Source organism: Heliomicrobium undosum, from assembly GCF_009877425.1.
Classification (GTDB): Bacteria; Bacillota; Desulfitobacteriia; order Heliobacteriales; family Heliobacteriaceae; genus Heliomicrobium; species Heliomicrobium undosum.
In genome coordinates this window covers 43,892-50,782 of record NZ_WXEY01000023.1, presented here as the reverse complement: position 1 = coordinate 50,782, position 6,891 = coordinate 43,892, and the positions used below count along the sequence as shown (strand labels likewise).

Sequence of the window (6,891 nt, the reverse complement as noted above, 5' to 3'; positions counted from 1 at the left end):
GAAGGCAGAGCCGGCAGATTTACAGTCTGCTCCCTTTAGCCACTCGGGAATCCCTCCGTGAAATGGTGCCTCGGGGCGGAATCGAACCACCGACACGAGGATTTTCAGTCCTCTGCTCTACCGACTGAGCTACCGAGGCAATGGTGGGCGATAACGGAATCGAACCGCTGACCTCTTGCATGTCAAGCAAGCGCTCTAACCATCTGAGCTAATCGCCCGAATATTTGGAGGCGGCGCCCAGATTCGAACTGGGGTATAAAGGTTTTGCAGACCTTTGCCTTACCACTTGGCGACGCCGCCGTACCCGTGACGGAATTGTATCTTACCAGCAAGTCACGGGAATGTCAATGTTATTTTCATCCAAATGAACGCAAACCGATTCAGATGACGAAGGGGATAAACCGCTTCGTTTTTTGCATGTACATGACATACTCCTCGCCGAACTCGCGGATCATGTCCTGCTCTTCCCTCTTGGCGAGGCGGTAATACATGACGGCAATGAAGGGCCACATGAGCAGCATGGGCAGCGTGGCCCACTCGAAGATCATCCCGACGGTCAGCAGCATAAAGCCCGTATACTGGGGGTGGCGGATGTACCGGTACACCCCGGTCTTGACGACCTTCCCCTTACCCGATTCTTTGGACCAGTATTTGTGGTAGATGTTGTACCAGCCGTTGGCGATGATAATCAGGGCCACGGTGGCGCAGGCGATGTTCAGGTACATCCCCGTGTAGCCGATCTGGTCAAAAAGGGTGTGTCCCCACAAGAAGCCTTCGGGCAGGTTTTTGCCGATGCCCCAGGAGATCAGGTACATACTCATGGGGATGCCATGCATCTCAATGGCAAAAGCGAGCACGAAGGCCATGTAGGCCGTGGCCGGTTTGCGGTTCATCTTCTTGTAAAAGGGCACGAACAACAAAGCGACGGCATAGACGACGGTGAAAAAGAGCACCGCTCCCCACTGGTGAAAATGGCTTTGCAGCGTTTCCATGCTAAAAAACCTCCTCCCGCTTGGTGATTTCATTGTAGCGGGTTTTAAACAGAAAAAAGCCTAACCCAGGTTAGGGGCCGGGGTTAGGGTGGACTCGGTCAGGGCTATGTGGGCGGGACTAGGTGGGCTGGGCTAGGTGAGCGGTGCTAGGCGGGTTCTATTGAATGGGGTTTGATGAGGACTAGATTTCACCGAGGCTTTTCGCCTTGGCGATGGCTTGGACCCGGTTCTTGACCTCCAACTTGCCGAAGATGTGGTTGATGTGCCATTTGATCGTTCCGATGCCGATATAAAGGGCTTTGCTGATCTCGTCGTTGCTCTTGCCCTGGGCGATGAGTCCCATGATCTCCCGTTCGCGGGCGGTGAGCACCGCGTCGGCCGGCGCGGCGGCGCCCTTTTCTTGTTTGGAGAGGGTCGCAAAGAGCCGGGGTTCGATTTTTTGCAGCAAGCCGAGGGTTCTCAGGGGCATGGCGTGAAAGCAGGCGCTAATGCCGAATTCCTTAACCATGTTGACGGCCTCTCGCAAGTAGTTGCAGGCGATGGGCGGTCGATTTTCCAGATGGTGAAGTTCGGCGATTTGCAGCAATGCCGTCTGGATCTGCGGGATGTGGCCGATGTAGCGGAGCCGTTCCAGCCGCGTTTCCAGGTCTTCGATGGCGACGACATCGCTAAAGCCTTGCAGCCGGAGATAGACGAGGACATCGACGATCATGGCGTTGCAGCCGCGCCTGTTTTTTATAAATTCCAATTCGAACTTCTCAATATCCGGCTGGATTGCCGGGCTGTCCGGCTGCGGGCAGGAAAGGATCCGCATCAACGAGATAATCGCGTCGGTCGGCTGGAAGCACACCGTTTCGAATTTGGCGATCGTTTCGTTTTTTAGGCGCTCCATGGCCGCCAGATCGCCCAGCAGGGTAAAGCACTTGAAGAGATATAGTTCGACCATGCCGTGCATGTGAAAGAGGCCGAAGGCGTCGATGCACGCCTTGGCCGCGTTGAGGTGCCTGATGGCCAGGTTCGGCTTGTTCAGTTCATAGCAGCACATGCCCAGCGGCAGGTGCAAGGCGTCCCAGAAGCGTTGCGTCTCCCCTTGAAAACGGCCGGCCTTCATCATCGCTTCATTGCACCGGTCGATGACGCCGGCGAACTCACCCAGCTTGAACCGGTTGAGGTTTTCGTTGACCAGGGCGACGGAAGCGGGAAAGGCGAGGTTCAAGGAGTCGAACTGGTGATAGGCGGCGGCGAACAGTTCGGCGGCGTGGCGGTACTGGCCCGAGTTGGCCAGCAGTTGGCCGTAAGTCAGTCGCGCATTGGCGGAGTAGAAAGAAGCGTCACTGGGAGTGTCGCCGTCGGGTAGGATGTCCATGGCGATCTCGGCGTAGCGCAGCCCTTCCTGGGGATCGGTCAGGTAGCCCACCATCGCCTTGAGGGTGTAAAAGAGGGAACACTGCGGCGGCCCCTGCAGTTCCGCTTCGTCGATGCTTTTTAGTATGGGGAAAAGGCCGGCGTGATCGCCGCTTAAAAAGGCCATCCAGGCCAGCATGAGTTTCGGGGTAAGGTTGGGGCAGGTGGAGAGATCGACGTCCTTTAGGATGTGATAGAACTCGGGGATGTCGGGGGTTGCGAAAAAGGACGGCAGGTTTTCTTCCATGCAGGCGAAGAGCGCTTGTGCGTCCTTTGTTTCGAGGATGGTATAGAGCGTCTGTCGCAGTTCTGCGCTTTCCATTATCAACACTGCGGCCCCCTGGTTTCGCGCTCACGATTACGGCGTGTCGGCTGAACCGGTGATTTCTTTCTGAACCTTTTTGCTTAAGCTGTTGAAGATGAGTTCATAGGATTTATCCAGCATGTCTTTGACCACGTCGTCGGGAACATCTCCGTCGAGCGACAGCGAATTCCAATGGGTTTTGTTCATGTAGTAGCCGGGCACAATGTCGTTGTATTGCCTTCTCAGAAAGTCTCCATACATCGGGTCGAGCTTGACCGTGATGATCGGCTTGTTTTCCTTGTTGCATCCCTGAAGGGCGAACATTTTTCCTCGGATCATGTACCGTGTGGCGTTCCAATCGACCTGAAAGTCTTTTTCAGCGCCTTTTTTGCTGAGGCAGTATTCATCTAGCCAATTGTATTTCATACGAGCACCCCCAAACAGTTATGATTTCCTCTAATTGGAGGGCGGCTGCTCATTTACAGAACATCCGCCAAAGTTCTTTGATTATTAATTGTTTTAGAATTACTTCATCTACGATAAAGTAAGATTTTAGCTTCTACAGTTCAAAAAGATTAAATGATGGCGATTCCAACATATTATAACTTTCTCCTCCAATCATATCAGAAAATTGTCCCATCCCCCACATCAATGCCCCAAACTCATCTTTTTTATCGCTTTGAAACGATTCCCAGGCAGACGGCTTAATAACAATGTTCTCAGCTTCCATAGGTATTAAGTTATTCAAATATATAATGCGTTCATTATCGGACAAATTTAACAATTGGCTTTTGTAATTCGCGAAGATATCGTGTTTATTTTTTACCCAGGATAAAAGGCAAAGAGTTTTATCTCCTTCAGGAAAAACAGTAAAGAATACGTGCTTCATTGGCGTGTGAATATCCATGATGTCCTGCACTAATTCGCCATTTAAATCTTTACACAATGCGGTATGCCCAGAAGCAGCAAAATTTATTGTTTTCTCGAATTTCCAAACGACACTCGTAAGAACGTTATATTGCTTACTTATTATCGCTCGATCAAACACTTCCTTGCATTCTTCCAGATCACTTACTGCTAACTTTTCACCCAAAAATAGTTGATCTATGTCATCGATACCTATTAGTGACGGTCTTCTTCCCAAAATTTTATGCTGTAAATTTACGTTTTCTAGTTTCCGGTGATAACCTAACGCAAAGCATCGGTATGTGTATAAGAAAATGTGTTCATCACTGTAATCAAATGTATTATTTTCAATGGGCTTAAAAAGTTCGTTATCGTGATATCCACAAAAACCGGTAAATACAGTAGCTTCCTTTCTCCCCCATTTTGTTATGACTGCAAAGGGGTTATCGTTTTTGGGATAAGGCATATATACACATCCATTATCAGAAATTTGTTTTAAGATTTTGTTGTTTTGTAATGAATGTGCACCAATAATCCTTTCAGAACATTCATCTTTACATGGGTGTAAGCATTGTTTAATTTTTGACTCGCGCTTTAATTCCTTGTAATTTCTCAAGAAATTTACTGGTTTAGTAAATTCATCATCATCCTTTTTACTCATACAACATTTCTTGTATTTTTTGCCACTGCTACAGGGACAAGGGTCATTCCTACCTATCTTATTCAAAATGAATCTTCCCCTTCAAATCCTCCGAAAAATGGGTTTCCTGATAATTATCCGGTGTGATGTACAAATAATAATCACTAAATTCTTCTTTGCATTTTATTTCGAAAAAATTATACTTCTTACATAACTCCCTCATACCTTTCTTGTTTCTTTCAACATTTACTATTTTAAAAATATTCAAATTGTTCATTGTGCAGTAATTTATTAACCATTCAATTATCCTTGAGCCGGTACCCTTGTTTTCATGCAATAGATATAGCCATGATAACACCAACGTTTCTTCATTAATCCGAAAGGTAATTTGCAAAAAATTACTACTATTTGTTGCTTCTTTTAGCGGAACAATGTATATATTGTTTTCCGATTTCTTTAGTATTGTTTGAATTTCCTGTTCTTTTTCTATCATTTCCTTTAGGGGTAAAAAATCAACCATCTCTTTATTCATTTGAAACGCTACCTCATTTCTAATTTAGACCTAACATTGTCTATCTATCCGTATGCCGGTTGTTTCCCTAAGTTTTTTTTAAGAACAAGGGAGTCTGAAAAAAAGCATTGTAGTAACCCGACTGATCGGGCTTGCTTAAGGCACCTTTCAGGACGCCATATCCACCCTTAGAATAGCCAATTACCACTGTGTGCTCTAAGATGATAACAGGTTTTCTGCGACGTGAACTCAGTTCATATCCGTATAAAAGGCCCCACGCCACAGCGCCCGTGGGCAAGATCGGCGACCATGCAATTCTGGTGCCGATAATATCGGATATATCCATTTTACCTTTGTTATCATACAGAAGAAAGGAGGTCGTGCGCGTGGATGCGCTAAAACAGGTCAATCTTGCCATGAACTATATTGAAGAGAATTTGGCCGGAGAGATTGACTTTGAACAAGTCGCGAGACTTGCTTGTTGTTCCGAGTATCATTTCAAGAGGATGTTTTCATTCCTATCCGGTTTTACCCTAAGTGAGTATATTCGTCGCAGAAGGCTTGCCTTGGCGGCCTCGGAGCTTCAAAACAGCTATGTGAAGGTGATTGATCTGGCCGTCAAGTACGGATACGATTCGCCGGATTCATTCACCAGGGCATTTCAGGCGTTGCATGGCGTCACGCCGACGGAAGCCAGAAAGCGGGATGTCGTCTTAAAAGCATTCCCGCCCATGACCTTTCAATTGATCATCAGGGGAGGCAACGAAATGGATTATCGCATCGTAGAAAAGGACGCTTTTCAAATCGCCGGAATCAAGAAGCGGATCACGCTGGTTTACGAGGGCGTAAACACCCAAATGAACGATATGTGGGCCAGCCTGACGGAGAAAGACTTCATCGAATTGAAGCAACTTTCGAATGTGGAGCCGAGAGGCATCTTATGCGTATCGGCCAATTTTACGGAAGGCCGGGCGGAAGGGACATTGCTGGACCAGTACATCGGTGTCGCCACAACAAAGCCTGTCCCGGAACGCTGGACCGTTTTGCCTGTGGACGCCGGCACCTGGGCGGTGTTTACCGCCATCGGGGAGTTTCCGAAAGCGCTGCAAGATGTCTGGGCAAGGATCTATTCGGAATGGTTTCCCACCTCGGGCTATGAACTCACGGGCGGACCGGAGATCCTGTGGAACGAAAGCAAGGACACGAGCAGCCCGAACTACAAGAGCGAGATTTGGATTCCTGTGATCAAGAAATAGCTGTGATAAAGCAGGGTGATCAGCGATCACCCTGCTTCTTTTTCCCTTTGCCTTCCGCCTTCTTTTGATTCTCGGCCACTCGGAACTTGACGATCTCTCGAATAAGTTCATACGGCATGGGCTTTTCAAAGGGAAACTGCACCGAGCCCTTCGCGCTTTTATATTGCGATAGTTCCTCTTGAAACGCCTCGATCCCGCTGGGGGCTGGGTAAAAACCGATATGGTGTTTATGAGCGGCAAAATGCACGAGGTTTCCATGCAGATAAAAGGTCGGCATTCGGTAGCTGATCTTCTCTTCCGCTTTTGGAGCCGCCTCTTTGATCACCTTTCGGAATCTGCTCAAGATGTCTTGAACCTCAGAAGGAAATTGTGAAATGTACTCGTCAACAGTAGTGGCCTGGTTTCCTTCCATGGCTTTTTCCTTTCATCACAAACTCTTTGACTCATTCGATCAACGCAACACTCTCTATAGGCGATTTGATTATCTGCTGCCCTTGCATGATTCTGTTTTATTAGTTGTTTTCTTTTTTTCCGATTTCGCACTTCCATCATTATATTATATTTTAATTCATTCTCTTTAAGCATTTTAATAATAACTGCTTTTTCGTCTTGTTTATTGTTGCCGGCCAGTTGTTCGCGTAATTTCCCCATGTCGTTTACTAATTGCACTTCTTCTGGTGCGTATCCTGCGTTCTTTAACAACATGTATCCGGCGCGTATATCCTCCGGAAGGCTTGCCCAGTAATCCAGATCGATGGGTTTGCCCAAAGGAAGGTTATCAAATTCGCCATTTCTCATGGCCTCTTGAATTTTTGCTTCAACCAGCTTTTCGAACATACCAGTATCAGCTCCTTTAGACAACGATTCATGAAAATGTC

8 protein-coding genes, 3 tRNA genes and 1 pseudogene are annotated in these 6,891 nt (G+C 47.5%); 1 reads left to right on the top strand and 11 read right to left on the bottom strand.

The window, feature by feature from the left end:
• Window positions 1-63: 63 nt before the first annotated feature.
• The 9 genes and pseudogenes from GTO91_RS15065 to GTO91_RS15030 all read right to left on the bottom strand — a co-directional run bounded on the left by GTO91_RS15065 (window position 64) and on the right by GTO91_RS15030 (window position 4,778).
• Window positions 64-139: transfer RNA gene (locus GTO91_RS15065), tRNA-Phe, on the bottom strand.
• Between the two features lie 2 nt (window positions 140-141).
• Window positions 142-218, bottom strand: a tRNA-Val gene (locus GTO91_RS15060).
• Between the two features lie 7 nt (window positions 219-225).
• Window positions 226-300, bottom strand: a tRNA-Cys gene (locus tag GTO91_RS15055).
• An 80-nt stretch (window positions 301-380) separates the two neighbouring features.
• Window positions 381-992 (bottom strand): methyltransferase family protein, encoded by a 612-nt coding sequence (locus GTO91_RS15050; protein ID WP_161259554.1) that lies wholly within the window; start codon window positions 990-992, stop codon window positions 381-383.
• A gap of 181 nt (window positions 993-1,173) precedes the next feature.
• The gene (locus GTO91_RS15045; RefSeq protein ID WP_235919631.1) at window positions 1,174-2,718 is read right to left on the bottom strand and encodes a helix-turn-helix transcriptional regulator; all 1,545 of its coding nucleotides are present in this window, start codon (window positions 2,716-2,718) and stop codon (window positions 1,174-1,176) included.
• A gap of 36 nt (window positions 2,719-2,754) precedes the next feature.
• Window positions 2,755-3,126, bottom strand: a complete 372-nt coding sequence (locus tag GTO91_RS15040) for an MmcQ/YjbR family DNA-binding protein (protein WP_161259552.1) — start codon at window positions 3,124-3,126, stop codon at window positions 2,755-2,757.
• Window positions 3,127-3,259: 133 nt separating this feature from the next.
• Complete coding sequence (locus GTO91_RS15035; protein ID WP_407929535.1) at window positions 3,260-4,267, bottom strand: hypothetical protein; 1,008 nt, start codon at window positions 4,265-4,267, stop codon at window positions 3,260-3,262.
• Window positions 4,259-4,327: pseudogene (locus GTO91_RS18800) on the bottom strand (SEC-C metal-binding domain-containing protein); the annotation flags it as partial. The gene GTO91_RS15035 and the pseudogene GTO91_RS18800, both read right to left, overlap by 9 nt.
• Window positions 4,326-4,778, bottom strand: coding sequence for a hypothetical protein (locus tag GTO91_RS15030; RefSeq protein ID WP_161259551.1), 453 nt, complete (start codon window positions 4,776-4,778; stop codon window positions 4,326-4,328). The gene GTO91_RS15030 and the pseudogene GTO91_RS18800, both read right to left, overlap by 2 nt.
• Before the next feature lie 365 nt (window positions 4,779-5,143).
• On the opposite strand from GTO91_RS15030, the gene GTO91_RS15025 reads away from it, so the two are divergent.
• Window positions 5,144-6,013: an AraC family transcriptional regulator gene (locus GTO91_RS15025; RefSeq protein ID WP_161259559.1), complete on the top strand. Its 870-nt coding sequence runs from the start codon at window positions 5,144-5,146 to the stop codon at window positions 6,011-6,013.
• 19 nt (window positions 6,014-6,032) lie between these two features.
• Here GTO91_RS15025 and GTO91_RS15020 read toward each other — a convergent pair whose 3' ends face one another.
• Together GTO91_RS15020 and GTO91_RS15015 are read right to left on the bottom strand one after the other, a co-directional pair.
• Window positions 6,033-6,425 (bottom strand): iron chaperone, encoded by a 393-nt coding sequence (locus GTO91_RS15020; protein WP_161259550.1) that lies wholly within the window; start codon window positions 6,423-6,425, stop codon window positions 6,033-6,035.
• Entirely contained in the window at window positions 6,353-6,850 is a 498-nt protein-coding gene (locus tag GTO91_RS15015; protein WP_161259549.1) for a DnaJ family domain-containing protein, read from the bottom strand. The genes GTO91_RS15020 and GTO91_RS15015 overlap by 73 nt, the downstream gene beginning before the upstream one ends.
• Window positions 6,851-6,891 lie beyond the last annotated feature (41 nt).

What these genes read in the sequence shown, in the direction of transcription:
- GTO91_RS15050 (WP_161259554.1), bottom strand. Translation starts at nt 992, where the DNA reads ATGGAAACGCTGCAAAGCCATTTTCACCAGTGGGGAGCGGTGCTCTTT.
- GTO91_RS15045 (WP_235919631.1), bottom strand. Translation starts at nt 2,718, where the DNA reads ATGGAAAGCGCAGAACTGCGACAGACGCTCTATACCATCCTCGAAACA.
- GTO91_RS15040 (WP_161259552.1), bottom strand. Translation starts at nt 3,126, where the DNA reads ATGAAATACAATTGGCTAGATGAATACTGCCTCAGCAAAAAAGGCGCT.
- GTO91_RS15035 (WP_407929535.1), bottom strand. Translation starts at nt 4,267, where the DNA reads ATGAGTAAAAAGGATGATGATGAATTTACTAAACCAGTAAATTTCTTG.
- GTO91_RS15030 (WP_161259551.1), bottom strand. Translation starts at nt 4,778, where the DNA reads ATGAATAAAGAGATGGTTGATTTTTTACCCCTAAAGGAAATGATAGAA.
- GTO91_RS15020 (WP_161259550.1), bottom strand. Translation starts at nt 6,425, where the DNA reads ATGGAAGGAAACCAGGCCACTACTGTTGACGAGTACATTTCACAATTT.
- GTO91_RS15015 (WP_161259549.1), bottom strand. Translation starts at nt 6,850, where the DNA reads ATGTTCGAAAAGCTGGTTGAAGCAAAAATTCAAGAGGCCATGAGAAAT.